Source organism: Microbispora sp. GKU 823 (genome assembly GCF_002027145.1).
Lineage (GTDB): Bacteria > Actinomycetota > Actinomycetes > Streptosporangiales > Streptosporangiaceae > Microbispora > Microbispora siamensis.
This window is the reverse complement of record NZ_MWJN01000002.1, coordinates 157,463-177,986: the sequence shown is the minus strand read 5'-3', so window position 1 is coordinate 177,986 and position 20,524 is coordinate 157,463. Positions and strand designations below refer to the sequence as shown.

The window sequence follows — 20,524 nt, the reverse complement described above, 5'->3', positions numbered from 1 at the left end:
GTGCGGCCAGTGAGCAGGGCGGCTGTTTTCGGAACGGGCTCGTGGGGCACCACGTTCGCGATGATCCTCGCCGAGGCCGGCACCCCCACGACCCTGTGGGGCAGGCGGGCGGAGATCGTCGACGCGATCAACGAGACCCGGGAGAACCCCGAGTATCTGCCGGGGATGCGGCTGCCCGACACGATCCGCGCCACGACGGACCCCGCCGAGGCCATGGACGGCGCCGACTTCGTGGTCCTCGCGGTGCCGTCCCAGACGCTGCGCGCCAACCTCCAGGTGTGGAAGCCCCACATCCCGCCGGGGGCCGTGCTGGTCAGCCTGATGAAGGGCGTCGAACTCGGCACCTGCAAGCGGATGAGCGAGGTCATCTGCGAGGTGGCCGAGGTGCCGGAGCGCAGGGTGGCCGTGGTCTCCGGGCCCAACCTGGTCCCCGAACTGGCGCAGCGGCAGCCCGCCGCCGCGGTCGTCGCCTGCTCCGACGAGGAGGTGGCCGCCCGGCTCCAGGAGGCATGTCACCTGCCGTGGTTCCGGACCTACACGAATCCCGACGTGGTGGGCGTCGAACTCGGCGGCGCGGTCAAGAACGTCATCGCGCTGGCCGTCGGGGTCGCGGTCGGCATGGGCCTGGGCGACAACGTGCGGGCGACGCTCATGACCCGCGGCCTTGCCGAGATCGCCCGGCTGGGCGCGGTGCTCGGGGCGGACCAGCACACCTTCGCCGGCCTCGCCGGTATGGGCGACCTCGTCGCCACCTGCACCTCGCCGCTGTCGCGCAACCGCACCTTCGGCGAGAACCTCGGCCGCGGCATGACGATGGCCGAGGTCGTCGCCGCCACGAAGCAGACGGCCGAAGGGGTCAAGTCGTGCGAGTCGGTGCTCGAACTGGCCAGGAAGCACGACGTGGAGATGCCCATCACCGAGGTGGTCGTCGGCGTCGTCCACGACGGCATGACCCCCGGTGAGGCCGCCATGCTGCTGATGTCGCGTACCCCCAAGCCGGAGCGCTACGGCGTCTGATCAGCGATTCGGACCTCCGCGACGCGCGCGGCTGACAAGCCGTTTTGCGCCTCGAACACGGTAGATTCGGGCATCATGAATGAGGATCGCGAGTCCCCGTCACGCGTGCGCGTGGCAGTCGTCTTCGGCGGCCGCAACTCCGAGCACGCCGTCTCCCTGATGGGCGCAGGCAGTGTGCTGGAGGCCATCGACCGGTCGAAGTACGAGGTCATCCCCATCGGCATCGCCCAGGACGGGCGCTGGGTGCTGGCGTCGGGCAACCAGTCCTACGCGATCGAGTCCGGCCGCCTGCCCGTCGTGGACGACTCCGGCACGGCCCTCGCGCTCCCCGGGGACTCCGGCGCTCTTGTGGCACTCGAGTCCGGTGAGATCCCGCGCGCGCTCGGCCGGGTGGACGTCGTGTTCCCCATGCTGCACGGCCCGTTCGGCGAGGACGGGACGATCCAGGGCCTGCTGGAGATGGCCGGGGTCCGCTACGTGGGCTCGGGTGTGCTGGCCAGCGCGGTCGGCATGGACAAGGCGTACATGAAGCTCGTGCTGCGCGCCGCCGGGCTGCCGGTCGGCCCGTTCGTAGTCGTGCGCGACCGTGACTGGCGGCTCGACCGCGGCCGGGTGCTCAAGGAGATCGAGGAACTGGGCTGGCCGGTGTTCGTCAAGCCGTCCCGGGCCGGGTCGTCGCAGGGCATCTCCAAGGCGCACGACCCCGAGTCGCTGGAGGCGGCGATCGAACTCGCCCGCGAGCACGACCCGAAGGTGCTGGTCGAGGCCGCCATCGTCGGCCGGGAGGTCGAGTGCGCGGTGCTGGAGTCGCTCGGCGACGACGCACCCGAGGCGAGCGTCCCCGGCGAGGTTCTCGTGCGGGGCGAGCGCGAGTTCTTCGACTTCGAGGCCAAGTACTATCCCGACCAGATGGCGCTCCAGGCACCGGCCGACATCCCCGCCGAGGTGGCGGAGACGGTGCGGTCCATGGCCGTGCGCGCGTTCGAGGCGCTGGGCTGCGAGGGCCTGTCGCGGGTCGACTTCTTCTACACGCCGTCCGGCGAGCTGATCGTCAACGAGATCAACACCATGCCGGGCTTCACGTCGCTGTCGGTCGCGCCGCAGCTGTGGGCCGCCACCGGCCTGCCGTACGCCGCCCTGGTCGACCGGCTGATCCAGCTCGCGCTGCGCCGGCCCGCGGGCCTGCGGTAGCTACTCCGGGATGCTCGACTTGATCGGCTCGGCGAGGTCGACCAGCACGGCCCCGGCCTGGTGCTCCTGCCCGATCGTCACCTCGACGTACGCGACCCGGTTGGTCGACGTGAACAGCGTCGGCCGGCGCGGGTCCTGGAACCAGCCGACGCCGTTGATGTCGGCGACCTCCGCCGTTGGCTCCATGGCGGCCGGCCGGGGCACGCCGCAGCGCAGGGCGATCTGGCCGTCGCCCCAGACGGCGACGTACGGCGAGGGTGGCTCGGAGGCGGCCCGGCCGAGCCCGTCGAGCGTCTTCGGCAGCGCCGCGTCGAGCTTGCGGCAGGCCGCCGCCGCCTCGCCGGTCGGCGTGGGCGGCTCCACGTGGACGGTGGACGAGCAGCCGGCGAGCAGGGCGAGCGCCGCCAGGGCCGTGCCTGCCAGCGCGGCGCGGGTGCCTGCCAGAGGTGCGCGTACGGGCCCCTTCGCCTCTCGCATCGTCTCCCCGGCTCGTGTTCCGCTCAGATGTGGACGATCGGACACGTCAGTGTACGGGTGATGCCGTGCACGGCCTGGATCTGGGCCACCACGAGCTTGCCGAGCTCGTCCACGTTGTTGGCCTGGGCGCGGACGATCACGTCGTAGGGGCCGGTGACATCCTCGGCCTGCGTCACCCCGGGGATGGAGGAGATCTCCTCGGCCACGTTGGCGGCCCTGCCGACCTCGGTCTGGATAAGGATGTAGGCCTGCACCATGACGTCCTCCGGGTAGAGATCAGTGCCGGAGCGTAACCGTACCTCGAATGCACTAGGGGTGTGCTATCACAGTCGGAGATCTCGGCGAATTCGGAGTAATTCAGCGGATATCGGGACGCCTTCCGCGGACCGCGGCCGTACTGCTGGGCCCCGGCGACGACGCCGCGATCCTGAAGGCCCCCGACGGCCGGGTTGTCGTGAGCACGGATCTACTGATCGAGGGTAGGCACTTCCGCCGCGACTGGTCGAGTGGCTACGACATCGGCCGGAAGGCGGCGGCGCAGAACCTTTCCGACATCGTTGCCATGGGAGCCGACCCCACCGCGCTCGTGGTCGGACTGGGGCTGCCCGCGGACGTCGGCACCGACTGGGTGGACGCCCTGACCGACGGCTTCCGCGACGAGTGCGACCTGGTGGGGGCGACCGTGGCGGGCGGCGACATCGCCCGTTCTGAGACCGTCGTGCTCGGCGTGACCGCGCTGGGCGACCTCGGCGGCAGGGCTCCGGTGACCCGGTCGGGCGCGCGTCCCGGTGACGTGGTCGCTGTGGCGGGGCGCCTCGGCCACGCGGCGGCCGGCCTGGCCCTGCTCGGGGCGGGGGTGACCGGCGGTTCCCCGGATCTCGTGACCCTGCTGGAGGCGCACCGCCGTCCCCGGCCGCCGTACCCGTGCGGCCCGCGGGCCGCACTGCTCGGCGCGACGGCCATGCTCGACGTCAGCGACGGCCTGCTGCAGGACCTCGGGCACGTCGCCGACGCGAGCGGCGTGGCCGTCGAGCTGGACGCCGCCGCCCTGCCCGTGCCGGAGGCGCTGTCCGCCGCGGCGCGCGAACTCGGCGCGGACCCCCTGGAGTGGGTGCTGACCGGTGGTGACGACCACGCTCTGGCCGCGACGTTCCCTCCCGGGGTACGGCTGCCGCCCGAGTGGACGCGTGTGGGGACGGTCACGGAAGGTCGCGGAGTGCGGGTGGACGGACGCACCTGGACCAGAGGGGGATGGGATCACTTCCGTGCTTGATGTGAAATTTGTGACATAGGCGTATTAGATCTGTTATTAAGTATGGCGGTCAGGCAACAGGAAGGACCGTCATGGGCCGTCACACCGCAGGACGCAACGCGCGAGAGGGACAGCCCTCCCCGGCTCAGGACGATCCTCCGGGGCGGGCCGCAGGCCCGGACCATCTGGCCTTCCGTCCTCCGGCGACGCCCGGTGACGCCGCACAGGCCGGTGGGGCTGTGCCGTGGCCCGTGCCGCCCTCGGAGGCGACGACCCGGATGTTCGCCGCCCTGTCGCCCGAGAGGCTGGAGTCCGAGAGCCTGGCATCGTCCGAGCACCTGCTGACGTCCGAGCATCTGACGACGTCCGGGGGCTCCGGGGGTCGCGGCTCCTCGGAGCGGGGCCGGGACGGGCGCGCGAAGCGGCCGAGGCGTACGCGGCGGCTCGCGCTCGTGTCGGGGCTGTCCGTGCTGCTGGCCGTGGGCGTCACGGCCGGCGGCGCACGGCTGATCGCCGGGCGGACCTCCCTGAGCATGGAGCAGCCGACGACGGCCTGCCCGACGTCCGGGAACTGCGCCACCGCGGGAGGGCCGTACGGAGCGTCCGGCTCCGGCCAGGCCCTCGGTGAGACGTCCGCGCCCGGCGATCCGACCGGCGACCCGGTCCAGAACGGCCAGGACCAGTCAGGCCAGGAGGACTCCGGCAAGACCGGTTCCGGGCAGGACGACACCGGGCGGGGCGGATCGGCGGCTCCTCAGGCCACACCGGTTTCCACGGCGACCTCGAAGGGCAGGGATCGCGACCACACGTCCGCCCGTACGCGCACCCCGTCCACCGCCGCCCCGCGTGCGTCGGCCCACGCGTCTCCGCGGGTGGGCGATGCTCCCGCCACGGTCACGGCCGTCCCGGACACGGCGGAGGTCGTGCCCGATAACGACGCGGCCCCCGGCGACACCACGCCCGGCGACACCGGGAACAGCGGGAGCACAGGGAACACCGGGGGCACTTCGGGCACGGACGCGGCCGACGCGGGCTCGACCGGCACGACCGGCTCTTCTGGCGCGGACACGGCGCAGACGAAGTCCGCTCTGGCCGCCGCCGACCCGGCGGTGCGGCTGCGCTTCACGGTCACACACCGTGACGGGAGCGGGTACGCGGCCCGGCTCACCGTACGCAACGAGGGGCCGGCCCTGCCCGCCTGGACAATCCGGCTGGCCGTCGGCGGGCAGGTGACGGCGGTCGAGGGGGCGGACTGGAGGCAGCAGGGAGACACCCTGACCCTGAGCTCGCAGACCGCGCTGGACGAGGGCGGCACGCTGACGCTGACCATCCACGCCGACGGCCGTCCGCCGCGCCCGCCGACTGCGTGCTCTCCGAGGGGCGATGCGAAGTCACCGGCCCCGGCCACTCCCGGCACCGCGACTGACCCGCCCCGCCGGGACGCCCGCTCCGCCGGGACGCCCGCTCCGCCGGGACGCCCGCCCTGATCGGGCCCGCCCGGCCGGGGTGCCCGCCCGGGGGATGGGGCGTTCTCCGGGGAGCGGCCGGCGTTTTGGTTGGATGGGCGCATGACCACCCCACCACGTGTCCTGACCATCGCGGGCTCGGACTCCGGCGGCGGCGCCGGGATCCAGGCCGACCTGAAGACCATGCTGGCTCTCGGCGTGCACGGCATGAGCGTCATCGCGGCCGTGACGGCGCAGAACTCACTGGGCGTGCAGGGCTACTGGGAACTGCCCCCCGAGGCGGTGCGGGCACAGCTCGACTCGGTCCTCGGCGACATCGGAGCCCAGGCGATCAAGACGGGCATGCTGGCGTCGTCCGTGCTGGTGGAGACCGTCGCGGAGGTGCTCGCGGGCGTGACCGCGCCCGTCGTGGTGGACCCGGTAGGCGTGTCCAAGCACGGCGACAGCCTGCTCGCACCGGAGGCCGTGGAGACCGTCAAGAGCGTGCTGCTGCCGACCGCGACCGTGGTCACCCCCAACCTGTGGGAGGTCGAGCAGCTCACGGGCGTCAAGGTCGAGGATGAGGACGACCTGCCCCGCGCCGCCGAGGCCGTGCTGGCCCTCGGCCCGAAGTGGGCGCTGATCAAGGGCGGTCACCTCCCCGGCGAGCCGGTGGACCTGCTCACCGACGGGTCGAGCGAGCACCGCTTCACCGCCGAGCGGCACGACAACCGGCACACCCACGGCACCGGTTGCACGCTCGCCTCCGCGATCGCGTCGTACCTCGCTCTCGGCGAGGACGTGCCCGGCGCCGTACGGCAGGCCAAGGAGTACGTCACGGGCGCCATCGCGCACGGCTTCCCGCTGGGCATGGGCATCGGCCCGGTGGACCACGGCTGGCGGATGCGGACGGACGCCTGAGTCGTCAGCGGAAGTCGGCGGCGTGGTCGGCGGCCCATTCCCGGAACGTCCGCGCGGGCCTTCCGGTGATCTCCTCCACCGTCGAGGTGATGAGATCGGAGCGGGGCCGTCGCGTGCTCGCCAGCAGTGCCTCGACCAGGGCGGGCGGCCTGCCGTCCGCGAGCATGCGCTCCCGTGCCGTCTCCACGGGAAGCTTCTCGAAGCGCAGGGGACGGCCGATCGCCTCCCCGATCATGCGGACCTGGTCGGCCCTGCTCACCACCTGTGGTCCGGTCAGCACGTGCCTGGCGCCCACGTGCCCGTCGCCAGTGAGCACGCGCGCCGCCACGGCCGCGACGTCGGCCTGGTGGACCACCGCCGTGGGGGCGATGTCGGGGCCGCGTACGACACCGTCCTGCCGGATCTGCCCGGCCCACCCCAGGGCGTTGGACGCGATCGTGTCGGCCCGCAGGATGGTCCACTCCAGCCCCGACGCCGCGATGAGGCTCTCCATGTCGGCGTGGAGCCGGTTGATCGGATCGGTCTGCCGTTCGGCGTTCTCGTCCACGCCCGACGACGACAGGTACACGAGGCGGCGGGCGGAGCCCGCGATCGTGGCGAGGACGGCCGGCGCGCCCTCGGACGTGAGGAAGGGCCAGACCAGGAACACCGTCGTGATCCCGCTCAGCGCCCTTTCCAGGGTTTCCGGTTCGGACAGGTCTCCTGCCGCGATCTCCACGCCTTCGGGCAGGCGGGTCGTCAGGGCATCGCGCACGAACGCGCGCACCGGGACACCGGCGGATACGAGCTGAGTGACGACTTCCCGGCCGACGTTGCCGGTCGCGCCCGTCACGAGAATCTGGGCCATGACCATGGTCAACCGCACCGTGCCAGGGATATTCCGGTGCCTGTCCGTGCCGGTCGCCGGTCACAGGAGCACGAGAGCCCGCCACCGGTCCGGTGGCGGGCTCTCGTGGGAGTCAGTCGGTCAGCGCGAGACCTTGCCCGCCTTGATGCAGGAGGTGCAGACGTTCATCCGCTTCGGCGTCCCGTTGACCACCGCGCGCACGGTCTGGATGTTGGGGTTCCAGCGGCGGCGGGTGCGGCGGTGCGAGTGGGAGATGTTGTTGCCGAAGATCGGCTTCTTGGCGCAGACGTCGCAGACGGAAGCCACGGTAATCGCTCCTTTGAATCAGTCGATCGGCCCGGCGCCGGTGCAGCGGCTCGTCCGAGCAATGCCGGGACAACCGGCTGGCCACACGAGGATATCCGATGTTCACCGGTGCACGCCAAACGGGACTCCGGCGAACGGGGATAGTCTCGTACCCGCCAACGGTAGCGCATCGAGGGGCTGGAGCGCGCGGAAGGAAGGTCGGCCGATGCTCAAGGTGCTCGATCCTCCCGCGGTGCGCCGCTGGTCCCGCCACTGCGCGGCGGCCCTCGGCCGGGCCAGGGCGGAGATCGACGCGCTCAACGTGTTCCCCGTGCCCGACGGCGACACCGGCACCAACCTGCACCTCACGATCCTGTCGGCGGCCGAGGCGGTGGACGCGCTGCCCGGCGACGCGGACGCGGACGCCACGTGGGAGGCCCTGACGCGCGGGGCCCTGCTCGGCGCGCGGGGCAACTCCGGGGTGATCGTCAGCCAGGCCGTCAGGGGCATGGGCGAGGTGCTCGGGCGCGCGCCGGGAGGCGGCGCCGACCTGCGCGACGGGCTGACGAGGGCGGCCGAGATGGCCAGGGCGGCGGTGGTCCGGCCGGTGGAGGGCACCGTGCTGAGCGTGCTGTCGGATGCGGCGCATGCCGTACGCGACGCGCCCGACGACCTGGCCGAGGTGGCCCGCCTGGCGGCGGAGGAGGCGCGGCGGGCGCTGCGCCGTACGACGGGTCAGCTCGGCGTGCTGTCCCGCAACGGCGTCGTGGACGCGGGCGCGGCCGGGTTGGTGATCATGCTGGAGAGCCTGGCCGAGGTGGTGACCGAGGCGTACAGCGAGCGGCACGAGGTGCCCGCCCCCGCCGCGCGGATCGCGCCGGAGGAGCTCGGACGGCGGGACGGGGACGGCCCGGGTTACGAGGTCATGTACCTCCTGGACGCGGGCGCGCACGAAGTGGACCGGCTGAGGGACGAGCTCGACACGCTGGGGGACAGCCTGGTGATCGTCGGTGGAGAGGGCCTGTGGAACGTCCACGTCCACGTGGACGACGCGGGCGCGGCGATCGAGGCCGGGCTGCGGGCCGGGCGCCCGCATCGGATCAAGGTGACCTATCTCGGGGGACGGCCGCACGAGCCGGCCCCGGCCAGGGGCGTCGTCGCGGTCGCCGCCGGTGACGGCCTGGCCGCGCTGTTCCGGGAGGCGGGAGCGGTGGTCGTGGCGGCGCGAGCCGGGCTCGGCCCCCGGGCGGCGGCGGCCCTGCTGCGGGCCGTCCGCGAGGCCGGCGCCGAGGTCGCGGTGCTGCCCAACGACGCGGCCGTGTACGACGTCGCCGTGGCCGCCGCGGAGATCGCCAGGGAGGAGGGCGTGACGGTCAGCGTCCTGCCCACCCGGGCGTCGGTGCAGGGCCTGGCCGCGCTGGCCGTGCACGACCCGCTGCGCCGCTTCGACGACGACATCGTGGCGATGACCGACGCCGCCGGGCACACCCGCCACGGGCACGTGTGGGTGGCCGACCGCGAGGCGATGACCAGCGCCGGGATCTGCCGCCCCGGCGACGTGCTCGGGGTGGTGGACGGCGAGGTCGCGCTGATCGGCGCGGACCTGGCGGCGACCGCGGTCGAGGTCGCCCGGCGCCTGGTCTCCGGCGGCAGCGAGATGGTCACGCTCGTCACCGGCGCCGGCGCGCCCGAGGCGCTGCTCGACGCCGTACGCGACCATCTGGAGCGGGTCCGCCCGGACCTGGAGATCGTCGTGTACGAGGGCGGGCAGGGCGGCTATCCCCTCCTGATCGGCGTCGAGTAGCCGGATTGTCGGCCTGTACGGGTAGGAATTGGTGTCGTGACGAGCTTCGACGAGCCGCTCAAGAAGGTGGTCGGCAGGTCGGCCGCCCCGCTGGAGAGCGCGCTGGGCATCAGCACGGTCGGTGAACTGCTGCGCCACTATCCGCGGCGGTACGCGCAGCGGGGAGAGCTGACGCCCATCGCGTCACTGGAGCACGACGAGCACGTCACCGTGGTCGCCAAGGTGTCGTCCGCCGTGCGCAGGCCGATGAAGAACCGGCAGGGCACCTGGCTCGACATCGAGGTGACCGACGGCAAGGAGAAGCTGCACCTGGCCTTCTTCGGCAAGGGCGCCTACGTCGCCGAGCAGCGGCTCACCCCCGGCACCGAGGCGATGTTCTCCGGCAAGGTCGGCGTCTTCGTCGGCGGCAGGACCAGGCGCGTCTCGCTCACCCATCCCGAGTACGAGTCGTTCGACGAGACGGAGGAGACGGCCGAGGAGTTCGCCTCCGCGCTGGTGCCGATCTACCCCTCCGCCCAGGGGCTGCCGAGCTGGAAGATCCGCCGGGCCGTGCGCACGGTGCTCGACGTGCTCAGCCTGGACGACCCGGTGCCCGCCGAGATACGGGAGCGGCTGGGGCTGCTGCCGATCGAGGAGGCGCTGCGGCGCGTCCACCGGCCCCGCAGCCAGGCGGACGTCGCCCGGTCGCACGACCGGCTGAAGTTCGACGAGGCGTTCGTCCTGCAGGCCGTGTTGGTGCGGCGGCGCATGGCCGCGTCCGCCTGGCTCGCCAGGGCCCGCCCCGGGCGCGACGACGGGCTGCTGCGGGAGTTCGACAAGCGGCTGCCGTTCCAGCTCACCGAGGGGCAGCGGCAGGTGGGCGAGGAGATCGCCGCCGACCTCGCCCGTGAACACCCCATGCACCGGCTCCTGCAGGGCGAGGTCGCGCGGGCAAGACCGTGGTCGCGCTGCGCGCGATGCTCCAGGTGGTCGACTCCGGCGGGCAGGCCGTGCTGCTCGCCCCCACCGAGGTCCTCGCCCAGCAGCACCACCGCTCGATCGTGAACATGCTGGGCGACCTCGCGGCCGGCGGGATGTTCGGCGGAACCTCGGTCGCGCTGCTCACCGGCTCGATGGGGGCCGCCGCGCGGCGCAGCGCGCTGCTCGACGCCGCCTCAGGCGCGGCCGGCATCGTGATCGGCACCCACGCCGTGCTGCAGGAGCACGTCCAGTTCGCCGACCTCGGGCTGGTCGTGGTGGACGAGCAGCACAGGTTCGGCGTCGAGCAGCGCGACGCGCTGCGTGAGAAGGGCGGCGGCGGACGCCCCCACGTGCTGGTCATGACGGCGACGCCGATCCCGCGGACGGTCGCGATGACCGTGTTCGGCGACCTGGAGGTCTCCACGCTGTCCCAGCTCCCGTCGGGCCGGGCCCCGATCACCACCCACGTGGTGCCCGCCGCGGAGAAGCCCCACTTCCTCGACCGCGCCTGGCAGCGGGTACGCGAGGAGGTCGGCCTGGGCCGCCAGGCGTACGTGGTGTGCCCGCGCATCGGCGACCAGGAGGGCGACGAGGGCGACCTGGCGAAGGACGACGACGAGCGCAGGCCGCCCCTGGCGGTGCTCGACGTCGCGCGCATGCTCGCGGAGGGGCCGCTGGCCGGCCTGCGGATCGAGGCGCTGCACGGCAAGCTCGCGCCCGAGGACAAGGACGCGGCGATGCGCGCCTTCTCCCGGGGCGAGATCGACGTCCTGGTCGCGACCACGGTCATCGAGGTCGGCGTCGACGTCCCCAACTCGTCGGTGATGGTCATCATGGACGCCGACCGCTTCGGCGTCTCCCAGCTCCACCAGTTGCGCGGCCGGGTGGGCCGGGGCGGGCTGCCCGGGCTGTGCCTGCTCGTGAGCGAGGCCCCGGAGGGCACCCAGGCGCGCCGCAGGCTCGACGCGGTGGCGGCGACCCTCGACGGCTTCGAGCTGTCCCGTGTCGACCTGGAGCAGCGCAGGGAGGGCGACGTGCTCGGCGCCGCCCAGTCGGGGCGCAGGTCCTCGCTCAAGCTGCTGCAGCTCCTGCGCGACGAGGACGTGATCGAGGCCGCCCGGGCCGAGGCGACCGCCCTGCTGTCCGCCGACTCCGAGCTGTCGGCTCACCCGGCCCTGCGCGCCGAGATCGACACCATGGTCGCCGACGAACGCGCAGAGTTCCTCGAAAAGGCGTGATCGCCGGTGTGCGGGCCGGAAAATGAAACGGGCGCCGTGTGAACACGACGCCCGTTAACGACCCAGGGCCCAGCCTTGGGACGGCCTCCCCCCGAATGCCGTCCCCGGCCGGGCCCGCCCTCGGGTCAGGTGCCGAGGCGCCGACGTGCGGAAGGGCTCACGACCACGCCGGCCGGCCTTCCCCTGGGTCACCGTGAAGGCCGCAGAACTCATGATGCGCATGTGACGGAGCCCGCGATACGGCTCTTACTCATTCGTCGCCGCCGCTTGCCCACTCTTGACCTGTGCGATCTTCCCGGCCTCTTCCGCCCGCCGTGCCGGGAAGGCCGTCGCGGGCGGGACAATGAAGGCGTGACGCGGGTGATCGCAGGGACGGCGGGGGGACGCAGGCTGGCCGTCCCGCCGGGGAGATCGACCAGGCCGACGAGCGACCGCACCCGGGAGGGGCTGTTCGCCACCGTCGGCTCCGCGCTCGGCTCGCTGGAGGGGGCCCGGGTCCTCGACCTGTACGCCGGGTCGGGCGCCGTCGGGCTCGAGGCGCTGAGCAGGGGGGCCGCCCACGCGCTGCTGGTCGAGTCGGACGCCAGGGCCGTACGCACGATCAGGGAGAACATCGCGTCGCTCGGGCTGCCGGGGGCGTCCCTGCGGGCCGAAAAGGTCGAACGGGTGGTGGGCCGGCCGTGCGAGGAGCCGTACGACTTCGTCTTCGCCGATCCGCCCTACGCCGTCTCCGGCGAGGCGGTCTCCCGGGTGCTGGAGGCGCTGCGCGACAACGGCTGGCTCACGGAGGGCGCGCTCGTGGCCGTCGAGCGGGAGTCGAGGGGTAAGGACCTGGTGTGGCCCGCGGGCTTCACGGAAGACAGGGTCCGTCGATACGGCGAAGCGGCCGTTTGGTACGGTCGCGCAGCCGGGAACCCGTGACTCTATGGGGGTGCGCCTTGCGTCGTGTCGTCTGCCCGGGGTCGTTCGATCCCGTGACCAACGGACATCTGGACATCATCGGCCGGACGTCACGGCTGTATGACGAGGTCGTCGTGGCCGTGCTCATCAACATCGAGAAGCACAGCCTCTTCACCGTCGACGAGCGCATCGAGATGCTCCAGGCGGTGACGAAGGAGTACGGCAACGTCCGCGTCGAGAAGTTCCACGGCCTGCTTGTCGACTTCTGCAGGCAGCAGGGCATCCCGACCATCGTGAAGGGCCTGCGCGCGGTCAGCGACTTCGACTACGAGCTGCAGATGGCCCAGCTCAACTACCGGATGTCGGGTGTCGAGACGCTGTTCATGTCCACCAACCCGGAGTACTCCTTCCTGTCGTCCAGCAGGCTCAAGGAGATCGCCCGGTATGGCGGGGACGTGTCCGGCCTGGTCCCCGACCTCGTCCACCAGCTGCTCGTGGAGCGGCTCAGAGGCTGAACCGGGGCTGGTATTCTTGCCTTTCAGCCTTGCACGACGGCGGTGATTCGCCATGCCTAACGAGAGCAGGATGAGTCTGCACAGCCTCGATCCCCGAGCCCCCTGGGTGATCTCCACCCACGACCTGGGGCGCCGACCGGGATCGATGCGCACGCTCAGCCCGGTCCTCCCGGCACCGGCGGACCTCGCGGTCGGAATGATCGGCGTTCCCAAGGACGCCGACGTCGAGCTGGACATCCGGCTCGAGGCGGTGATGGAGGGCGTGCTCGTCACGGGCACGGCGCAGGCTCCCCTGACGGGGGAGTGCTCGCGCTGCCTGGACCCGTTGGCCTCGGAGATCGAGGTCGACTTCCAGGAGCTCTACTTCTACTCGGCGGAGGACGCCGGAGAGGACGATCTGCTCCTCGACGGCGAACTGCTCGATCTCGAGCCGGTATTCCGTGACGCGGTGGTGCTCGCACTGCCGCTGAGCCCGGTGTGCGGTGAGGACTGCCCCGGTCTCTGTGCGGAGTGCGGGATCAGGCTGGCGGAGGCCGGCCCTGACCACCGGCACGAAGCGATCGACGCCCGCTGGGCGGCGCTGCAGGGTTTGGTTGTGGAACAGGAAGACGATCAGGAGGGTTGACGTGGCCGTCCCCAAGCGGAAGATGTCGCGGAGCAACACCCGCGCCCGCAGGTCCCAGTGGAAGGCGGCGGCGGTCGCACTCGTGAGCTGCCCGCAGTGCCGCTCGCCCAAGCGCCCGCACGTGGCCTGCCCGACCTGCGGCACCTACAACCGCCGTCAGGTCGTCGAGCCGTCGGCCTGATCGCGCGTAGAGCTGCCTCGTGAGCGTGGATCCAGATGGATGCATCGCAAGGCGGAGGAGGAGCCCATAGCGGAGCTATGGGCGACGACGATAACGCAGCGAGGCGCCATCTGGGCCGCGCGTAGCCATCGGGACGCCGGCCGGATCGTCAAGACGACCCGGTCGGCGTTACCGTGCTTCACAGGAACGTGCGGTGGCGGTTGGACGGTACGCACCGACATGCACGCCCGCGGCCGTGGTGGACGCCGGGGCCATCGGCTCCCGGCGGACCGGCGTCCACCACGCCTTCGGGCCTTCGGCCGGTCCACCTGCCTCCCGTGCACGGCCCTGCCTGCACTTAGGAGTTGGGAGGATTTCATGGCCGCGCCGTCCGTAAAGCCCGTGCCCGTCGAGGTCGCCAGAGACGAGCTGGCCCAGATCCTGGATGTCCGGCTCAGCACCGGCATCCTGGAACGGGCGCTGACGCACCGCTCGTACGCCTACGAGAACGGCGGGCTGCCGACGAACGAGCGCCTGGAGTTCCTGGGCGACTCGGTGCTGGGTCTCGTGGTGACGGACACGCTGTTCCGCAACCACCCGGACCTGCCGGAGGGCCAGCTCGCCAAGCTGCGCGCCGCGGTGGTCAACATGCGGGCGCTCGCGGACGTCGCCAGGACGCTCGACCTCGGCAAGTACCTGCGGCTCGGCCGCGGCGAGGAGGGCACGGGCGGCCGGGACAAGTCGTCCATCCTGGCCGACACGCTGGAGGCCCTGATCGGCACCGTGTACGTCGACAAGGGCCTCGACGAGGCGTTCCGCGTCGTCCACCTGCTGTTCGACCCGCTCATCACGCGGTCGGCGTCGCTCGGCGCCGGGCTCGACTGGAAGACGTCCCTGCAGGAGCTCACCGCCGCCGAGATGCTCGGCGTGCCGGAATACCACGTGGACGAGAGCGGGCCCGACCACGCCAAGTCGTTCTCCGCGATCGTGCGCGTGGGTGGCAAGGAGTACGGCAAGGGCTCCGGGCGCAGCAAGAAGGAGGCCGAGCAGCAGGCGGCCGAGGCGGCCTGGACCGCGATCCGCGCGCTGCGCGACGCCCGCGAGGGCGCCGGCCCCGTACGCGCCTGAGCCCCGGAGACGGCGCATGCCCGAACTGCCCGAGGTCGAGGTCGTCCGCAGGGGCCTGGAGAGCTGGGTCGCCGGCCGGACGGTGGCCGCGGCCGAGGTCCTGCACCCCCGGGCGGTACGCCGCAACGTCGGCGACCTGCCCGCCCAGCTCAAGGGCCGCACGCTGGCATCTGCCGAGCGGCGCGGCAAATACCTGTGGCTGCCCCTGCGGGACGGTGCCTCCGTCGAGGAGGAGCCCGGCGAGGCGCTGATCGCCCATCTCGGCATGAGCGGCCAGCTTCTCGTCGTGGACCCGTTGTCGCCGATCGAGAAGCACCTGCGTGTGCGCATGGGCTTCACCGACGGCGGCCTGGAGTTACGCTTCGTCGACCAGCGCACCTTCGGGCACCTCCTGGTGGCGCCCATGACCGCGGGGCGGGGGCGGCCGGTGCCCGAGCCGATCGCGCACATCGCCGCCGACCCGCTGGAGGACGCCTTCGACGACGCGGAGTTCGCCGTACGGCTGCGGCTGCGCCGTACGGGGATCAAGCGGGCGCTGCTCGACCAGTCGCTGATCAGCGGGGTGGGCAACATCTACGCGGACGAGGCGTTGTGGCGCGCGCGCCTGCACTGGGCGCGCCCGACGGAGACGCTGACCCGGCCGAAGATCGCCGAACTGCTTGCGGCGGTCCGCGCGGTCATGACCGAGGCGCTGGGGCAGGGCGGGACCTCCTTCGACAGCCTCTATGTGAACGTGAACGGCGAGAGCGGCTACTTCGACCGCTCGCTCGCCGTCTACGGCAGACGGGACGAGCCGTGCCGCCGTTGCGGGACGCCGATCCGGCGCGAGGCGTTCATGAACCGGTCCTCCTACAGTTGCCCGAAGTGCCAGCCCCGCCCGAGGAACGCCCGCCCGTAGGCCACCCCCCGCTGTCGCGGCCGAAGTCGATCTGGATACTTGTAGGCGTGGTTCGGTTGACGGCATGGGTCCGGGGACGGGTGCAGGGTGTGGGGTTCCGCTGGTGGACCCGTGCCCGCGCACTCGAGCTCGGGCTCGTCGGGTGGGCCTCGAACCTGGCCGACGGGAGGGTCGAGGTCGTCGCCGAGGGCCCGAGGGAGTCGTGCGAGAGGCTCCTGTCGTTGTTACGCACCGGAGACACGCCCGGCCATGTTGAGGGGGTGGTCGAGCGCTGGAGCGATGCGAAGAGAGGTATCGCCGGGTTTGTCGAGAGGTAGGGCTTCCCTCAAACCCCTCAAATCCGGTATATTTATCTAGCGAGAGTGCCCACCGGCACGCCTGTGCGGAGCGTTCAACTTGACCGTCTCCATTGCCGGTGCGACTCTTGAGAGGAACCACGCGCACCCCTCCCGCGGCATGAAGTGCGCGAACCAGTCTGGTCACTCAGCGTGGAGGACCCTTTACTATGGCGAAGGCTCTACTCGGCCACGTCGGCGGTCCTGACCCTCGGATGATCTCGGAAATGCGCCGTCTCCAGCAGCGCATCCGCGACCTCGAGGCAGAACTCAACCGGCTCCAGGCCCAGAACGACGCGCTTGCGGCGCAAACTCGTGACGAGGCCCTGGTCCGGCTGCAGGATCGCGAGCCGGCTCTCACCTGAGGTCCGGCAGGAAACGGGAAAGGATTGTAGGGACGCCCCGCAAAGGCGTCCCTTGCCATTTCCACCGTCGTTCCCCGGTAATTGATTCGGCGGCTAACTGATCATAAATAACGAGCCGTGGGCGGAACGGGTGAACCGCCCGGCTTGTCGTTACCTCGTGTTCATTCCCCGAGCGGGCGCCGGTGCCTATCCCCGCGTACCCGGCCCTCGGGAGCTGTAGTCTTTCCCCCCAAACGCCAGGCGGCACCGAGGGGGGCGGACGTGTACCTGAAGACGCTCACCTTACGCGGCTTCAAGTCCTTCGCCTCGGCCACCACCCTGCGCTTCGAGCCGGGCATCACCGCCGTGGTGGGCCCCAACGGCTCCGGCAAGTCCAACGTCGTGGACGCGCTCGCGTGGGTGATGGGCGAGCACAGCGCCAAGTCGCTGCGCGGCGGCAAGATGGAGGACGTCATCTTCGCGGGCACCTCCAGCCGCCCGCCCCTCGGCCGCGCCGAGGTCACGCTGACCATCGACAACACCGACGGCGCGCTCCCGATCGACTACACCGAGGTGACGATCAGCCGGCTGATGTTCCGGTCCGGCCAGAGCGAGTACGCCATCAACGGCGACACCTGCCGCCTTCTGGACATCCAGGAACTGCTGTCCGACTCCGGCATCGGCCGGGAGATGCACGTCATCGTCGGCCAGGGCCAGCTCGACCAGGTGCTGCACGCGGGGCCGGAGGAGCGCCGGGCGTTCATCGAGGAGGCCGCGGGCGTACTCAAGCACCGCAAGCGCAAGGAGAAGGCGCTCCGCAAGCTCGACGCGATGCAGGCCAACCTGACCCGCGTCCAGGACCTCGTGGCCGAGCTGCGCCGCCAGCTCAAACCATTGGGCAGGCAGGCCGAGATCGCCCGCAAGGCGGCTGTCATCCAGGCCGACCTGCGTGACGCGCGCCTGCGCCTGCTCGCCGACGACGTGATCACCCTGCGCGACACGCTGCAGCGGGAGGAGGCCGACGAGGCGGCCGTACAGGCGCGGCGTGCCCAGGTGGAGGCGGAGCTGGCCGAGGGCCAGCGGCGGGAGGCCGAGCTTGAGGCGGCCGAGAACGAGGCCCAGCCGCGCCTCAAGGCCGCCCAGGAGACCTTCTACCGCCTTTCGGCCCTGCGCGAGCGGCTGCGCGGCGTGGAGAGCCTCGCGGCCGAACGGCGGCGGCACGCCGCGGACGCCGCGTCCATCGAGCGGCGCGGGCGCGACCCGGAGGACCTGGAGCGCGAGGCCGCCGAGGTGCGGGAGCAGGAGCGGGTGCTGGCGGAGGAGCTGGACGAGGCGCGCGAGCGCCTGGAGGCCGCCGTCGAGGTCCGCGCCGAGGCCGAGGAGGCGCTGGCCGCCGAGGAGCGGCGCCTGACCGCCGCCTCCCGCGCCGCGGCCGACCGCCGCGAGGCCCTCGCCCGCCTCCGCGGCCAGGTCGAGTCGGCCAGGAGCCGGGCCAGGGCCGCCGGAGACGAGATCGGCAGGCTCACCAAGGCCGTCGAGGACGCCACCCGGCGCGCGGAGCAGGCCCAGGACGAGCTCGACGCGCAGGCGCTCAACGAGCCGCCGGCCGACCCCGAGCTCGTGGCCGAGCTGGAGGCCGCGCAGGAAGGTGTGGACCTCGCCCGCGCCGCGGTGGAGGAGGCCAGGGCCGTGGCCGAGGAGGCCGAGGCCGTCGTGGAGCGGGCGCGGGCCGACCTGGCCGCGCCCAGGGACGCGCTTGCCGCCGCCAAGGCCGCCGTGAGCACGGCCAGGGCCGCCGACCAGGAGTCACAGCGCGCGGTCGCCGCTCTCCAGGCGCGGTGCGAGGCCCTGGAGATGAGCCTGGCCGGGGGAGCGGACGGCGCCGCCGCGCTGCTCGGCGCCGGGCTGCCCGGCCTGCTCGGCCCGATCGCCACGCTGCTGGCCGTACGTCCGGGGGGCGGAGGCGGCCGTCGCGGCCGTGCTGGCCGTGGACGGGGTGGCCGTCGCCTCGCTCACCGCCGCCGTCGCGGCCGTCGAGCACCTGCGCGAGGCCGACGCCGCCGCGCCGCCCTCCTGATCGCGGGCGACCGCCAGAGCGGCGGCGGCCAGAGCGGTGGTGGACAGAGTGGCGCCGCGCGGCCGGAGGTGCCCGTCGCGGGCGCGGAATGGGCCGCCGACCTGGTGACCGTGCCGGACGAGCTGCGCCCCGCCGTGGACGCGCTGCTGTCCGACGTGATCGTGGTGCCCGACCTGCTCACCGCGCGCAAGGTCGTGGACGCCCATCCGGAGCTGCGGGCCGTCACGACCTCCGGCGACCTGCTCGGCGTCCACGCCGCGCACGGCGGCTCGGGCGGCGGCTCCTCGCTGCTGCAGATGCGCACGGCCCTGGACGAGGCCGCCGCCGATCTCGCCACCGCCAGAGCCGGGGCCGAACGGCACGCGGAGGCGCTGGCCGAGGCCGTGGCCGCGGAACGGGAGTGCCAGCTCGCGCTGGAGGAGGCGCAGGCGCGGGTCACGGAGGCGCAGAGCGGCGTGAGCGCCGCCCAGAGCGGCGTCAACGCCGCGCAGAACGGGCTGAACGCCGCGCAGGCCGGGCTCGACCGCCTGCGTGGCAGGCAGCGGGAGGCCGACCAGCGGGCGGCGGCGGCGGCCAAGCAGCTCGCCCGGCTGGAGGCCGCCGTCAAGGCCGCCCAGGACGAGGCGGCCCGGCTGAGCAGGTCCGTCGTGGACGCCCAGGAGGCGCGCGAGCAGGCCCAGGCCGCGGTGGTGGAGCTGGAGGAGCAGCTCGCCGAGGCGGAGTACGCCGCCGAGCTGGAGGCGGAGCCGACCACCGACACCCGCGACGAGCTGGCCGCCGCCTGCGGCGTCACCCGGCAGGCCGAGATGGAGGCCCGGCTGACCGTCCGTACGGCCGAGGAGCGGGTGCGGGGCATCGCGGGACGGCCGACGCCCTGCTGCGCGCGGCGCAGCGCGAGCGGCAGGACCGCGCCCGGGCCGCGGCCGACCGGGAACGCCGCCGCCGGCAGGCGGAGATCGCGGCGGCGGTGGCGACGGCGCCCGTGCCGCCCTGAGCGCACTGGAGGGCTCGCTCGCGCGCGCCGCCGAGGAACGCGACGAGGCCGAGCGGGCGCGCGGGCAGATCGACGCCGAGCTCAAGCAGGTGCGCCTGCGCGTACGGGAGCTCAGCTCCGAGCTGGACGCCCTGGTCAACCGGGTCCACGGCAGTGAGATGGCCAGGACCGAGCGGCGGCTGCGCCTGGAGCAGATGGAGCAGCGTGCCCTGGAGGAGTACGGCATCGAGCTCGAACCGCTGATCGCCGAATACGGGCCGAGCGTGCCGGTGCCCGGCGACCCGCCGGTGCCGTACGTGCGGGAGGAGCAGGAGAAGCGGGCCAGGACGGCCGAACGGCAGATGACCCAGCTCGGCAAGGTCAACCCGCTGGCGTTGGAGGAGTTCGCCGCGCTTGAGGAGCGGCACGCCTTTCTGACCTCGCAGCTCGAAGACCTCAAGAAGACCCGGCGCGACCTGCTGCTCGTGGTCAAGGAGGTCGACGACCGGGTCGAGCAGGTCTTCGCGGCGGCGTACGAGGACGTGGCGCGCGAGTTCCAGGGGATCTTCCAGCGGGTCTTCCCCGGCGGCGAGGGCCGCCTGCTGCTGACCGACCCCGAGGACATGCTGACGACCGGCGTCGAGGTCGAGGCCAGGCCGCCCGGGAAGAAGGTCAAGCGGCTGTCGCTGCTGTCCGGCGGCGAGCGGTCGCTGACGGCGGTCGCGTTCCTCATCTCGATCTTCAAGGCGCGCCCGTCGCCGTTCTACGTGATGGACGAGGTCGAGGCGGCACTCGACGACACCAACACGCAGCGGCTGCTCACCCTGTTCGAGGAACTGAGACAGACCTCACAGCTCATCGTGATCACGCACCAGAAGCGCACGATGGAGATCGCCGACGCGCTGTACGGCGTGTCGATGCGCGGCGACGGCGTCACCCAGGTCGTCAGCCAGCGCCTCCGCGAGAAGGTCTGAGGAGAGCGCGTTTCCCGCTCACCATCGGGGCGCTCACACCCGCCGTCTTCCCTCGTCGCGCTCTGGTCGCTTCGCTCCCGCGCGCTCCTCAGTCCAGACCGGCGGCGCGCCCCTCCGGATCGCTCGATTGAGTTGCCCTGGCCGGAGTAATGCGGGTG

At 72.5% G+C, this 20,524-nt stretch carries 18 protein-coding genes and 2 pseudogenes; 16 read left to right on the top strand and 4 right to left on the bottom strand.

Features of this window, described 5'->3' with window-relative positions:
* Window positions 1-9: 9 nt before the first annotated feature.
* Window positions 10-1,017, top strand: a complete 1,008-nt coding sequence (locus B1L11_RS02385) for an NAD(P)H-dependent glycerol-3-phosphate dehydrogenase (protein WP_079312718.1) — start codon at window positions 10-12, stop codon at window positions 1,015-1,017.
* A gap of 75 nt (window positions 1,018-1,092) precedes the next feature.
* Window positions 1,093-2,208, top strand: a complete 1,116-nt coding sequence (locus B1L11_RS02380; RefSeq protein WP_079312716.1) for a D-alanine--D-alanine ligase family protein — start codon at window positions 1,093-1,095, stop codon at window positions 2,206-2,208.
* Here the strand turns inward: B1L11_RS02380 and B1L11_RS02375 are convergent, their stop codons facing one another.
* Window positions 2,209-2,685, bottom strand: a complete 477-nt coding sequence (locus B1L11_RS02375) for a DUF3515 domain-containing protein (protein ID WP_079312714.1) — start codon at window positions 2,683-2,685, stop codon at window positions 2,209-2,211.
* Window positions 2,686-2,708: 23 nt separating this feature from the next.
* Window positions 2,709-2,942 carry an Lrp/AsnC family transcriptional regulator gene (locus B1L11_RS02370; RefSeq protein WP_030506047.1) on the bottom strand — a complete coding sequence of 78 codons (234 nt, stop codon included), beginning with the start codon at window positions 2,940-2,942 and terminating at the stop codon, window positions 2,709-2,711.
* A 65-nt stretch (window positions 2,943-3,007) separates the two neighbouring features.
* On the opposite strand from B1L11_RS02370, the gene B1L11_RS02365 reads away from it, so the two are divergent.
* The 3 genes from B1L11_RS02365 (at window position 3,008) to thiD (ending at window position 6,303) form a co-directional block, all read left to right on the top strand.
* Entirely contained in the window at window positions 3,008-3,958 is a 951-nt protein-coding gene (locus tag B1L11_RS02365) for a thiamine-phosphate kinase (protein ID WP_079312712.1), read from the top strand.
* Between the two features lie 218 nt (window positions 3,959-4,176).
* Entirely contained in the window at window positions 4,177-5,424 is a 1,248-nt protein-coding gene (locus tag B1L11_RS46405) for a hypothetical protein (RefSeq protein ID WP_179154937.1), read from the top strand.
* Window positions 5,425-5,505: 81 nt separating this feature from the next.
* Complete coding sequence (gene thiD, locus B1L11_RS02350; protein ID WP_079312706.1) at window positions 5,506-6,303, top strand: bifunctional hydroxymethylpyrimidine kinase/phosphomethylpyrimidine kinase; 798 nt, start codon at window positions 5,506-5,508, stop codon at window positions 6,301-6,303.
* A gap of 4 nt (window positions 6,304-6,307) precedes the next feature.
* Here thiD and B1L11_RS02345 read toward each other — a convergent pair whose 3' ends face one another.
* Together B1L11_RS02345 and rpmB are read right to left on the bottom strand one after the other, a co-directional pair.
* Window positions 6,308-7,168 carry an NAD(P)H-binding protein gene (locus B1L11_RS02345; protein ID WP_256862158.1) on the bottom strand — a complete coding sequence of 287 codons (861 nt, stop codon included), beginning with the start codon at window positions 7,166-7,168 and terminating at the stop codon, window positions 6,308-6,310.
* Between the two features lie 102 nt (window positions 7,169-7,270).
* Window positions 7,271-7,456, bottom strand: coding sequence for a 50S ribosomal protein L28 (rpmB, locus tag B1L11_RS02340; protein ID WP_079312702.1), 186 nt, complete (start codon window positions 7,454-7,456; stop codon window positions 7,271-7,273).
* Between the two features lie 205 nt (window positions 7,457-7,661).
* Between rpmB and B1L11_RS02335 the strand changes: the two genes are divergently transcribed.
* From B1L11_RS02335 to B1L11_RS02285, 11 genes and pseudogenes are all read left to right on the top strand, one after another.
* Window positions 7,662-9,239, top strand: a complete 1,578-nt coding sequence (locus B1L11_RS02335; RefSeq protein ID WP_079312700.1) for a DAK2 domain-containing protein — start codon at window positions 7,662-7,664, stop codon at window positions 9,237-9,239.
* Window positions 9,240-9,275: 36 nt separating this feature from the next.
* Window positions 9,276-11,437, top strand: a pseudogene (gene recG, locus B1L11_RS02330) (ATP-dependent DNA helicase RecG).
* A gap of 351 nt (window positions 11,438-11,788) precedes the next feature.
* The gene (rsmD, locus tag B1L11_RS02325) at window positions 11,789-12,358 is read left to right on the top strand and encodes a 16S rRNA (guanine(966)-N(2))-methyltransferase RsmD (protein ID WP_079312698.1); all 570 of its coding nucleotides are present in this window, start codon (window positions 11,789-11,791) and stop codon (window positions 12,356-12,358) included.
* Between the two features lie 17 nt (window positions 12,359-12,375).
* Window positions 12,376-12,852 (top strand): pantetheine-phosphate adenylyltransferase, encoded by a 477-nt coding sequence (gene coaD / locus B1L11_RS02320; RefSeq protein WP_079312696.1) that lies wholly within the window; start codon window positions 12,376-12,378, stop codon window positions 12,850-12,852.
* 70 nt (window positions 12,853-12,922) lie between these two features.
* Window positions 12,923-13,477, top strand: coding sequence for a DUF177 domain-containing protein (locus B1L11_RS02315; protein WP_079312694.1), 555 nt, complete (start codon window positions 12,923-12,925; stop codon window positions 13,475-13,477).
* A 1-nt stretch (window position 13,478) separates the two neighbouring features.
* Window positions 13,479-13,658: a 50S ribosomal protein L32 gene (gene rpmF / locus B1L11_RS02310; RefSeq protein ID WP_030506036.1), complete on the top strand. Its 180-nt coding sequence runs from the start codon at window positions 13,479-13,481 to the stop codon at window positions 13,656-13,658.
* A gap of 357 nt (window positions 13,659-14,015) precedes the next feature.
* On the top strand, window positions 14,016-14,765 hold the full coding sequence (gene rnc / locus B1L11_RS02305) for a ribonuclease III (RefSeq protein WP_079312692.1): 750 nt from the start codon (window positions 14,016-14,018) through the stop codon (window positions 14,763-14,765).
* Between the two features lie 16 nt (window positions 14,766-14,781).
* On the top strand, window positions 14,782-15,663 hold the full coding sequence (mutM, locus tag B1L11_RS02300) for a bifunctional DNA-formamidopyrimidine glycosylase/DNA-(apurinic or apyrimidinic site) lyase (RefSeq protein WP_079312690.1): 882 nt from the start codon (window positions 14,782-14,784) through the stop codon (window positions 15,661-15,663).
* 47 nt (window positions 15,664-15,710) lie between these two features.
* Complete coding sequence (locus B1L11_RS02295; RefSeq protein ID WP_179154936.1) at window positions 15,711-15,980, top strand: acylphosphatase; 270 nt, start codon at window positions 15,711-15,713, stop codon at window positions 15,978-15,980.
* A 188-nt stretch (window positions 15,981-16,168) separates the two neighbouring features.
* A complete protein-coding gene (locus tag B1L11_RS02290; RefSeq protein WP_079312688.1) occupies window positions 16,169-16,363 on the top strand; it encodes a hypothetical protein in 195 nt (64 codons plus the stop codon).
* A 261-nt stretch (window positions 16,364-16,624) separates the two neighbouring features.
* Window positions 16,625-20,366: pseudogene (locus B1L11_RS02285) on the top strand (chromosome segregation SMC family protein).
* Window positions 20,367-20,524 lie beyond the last annotated feature (158 nt).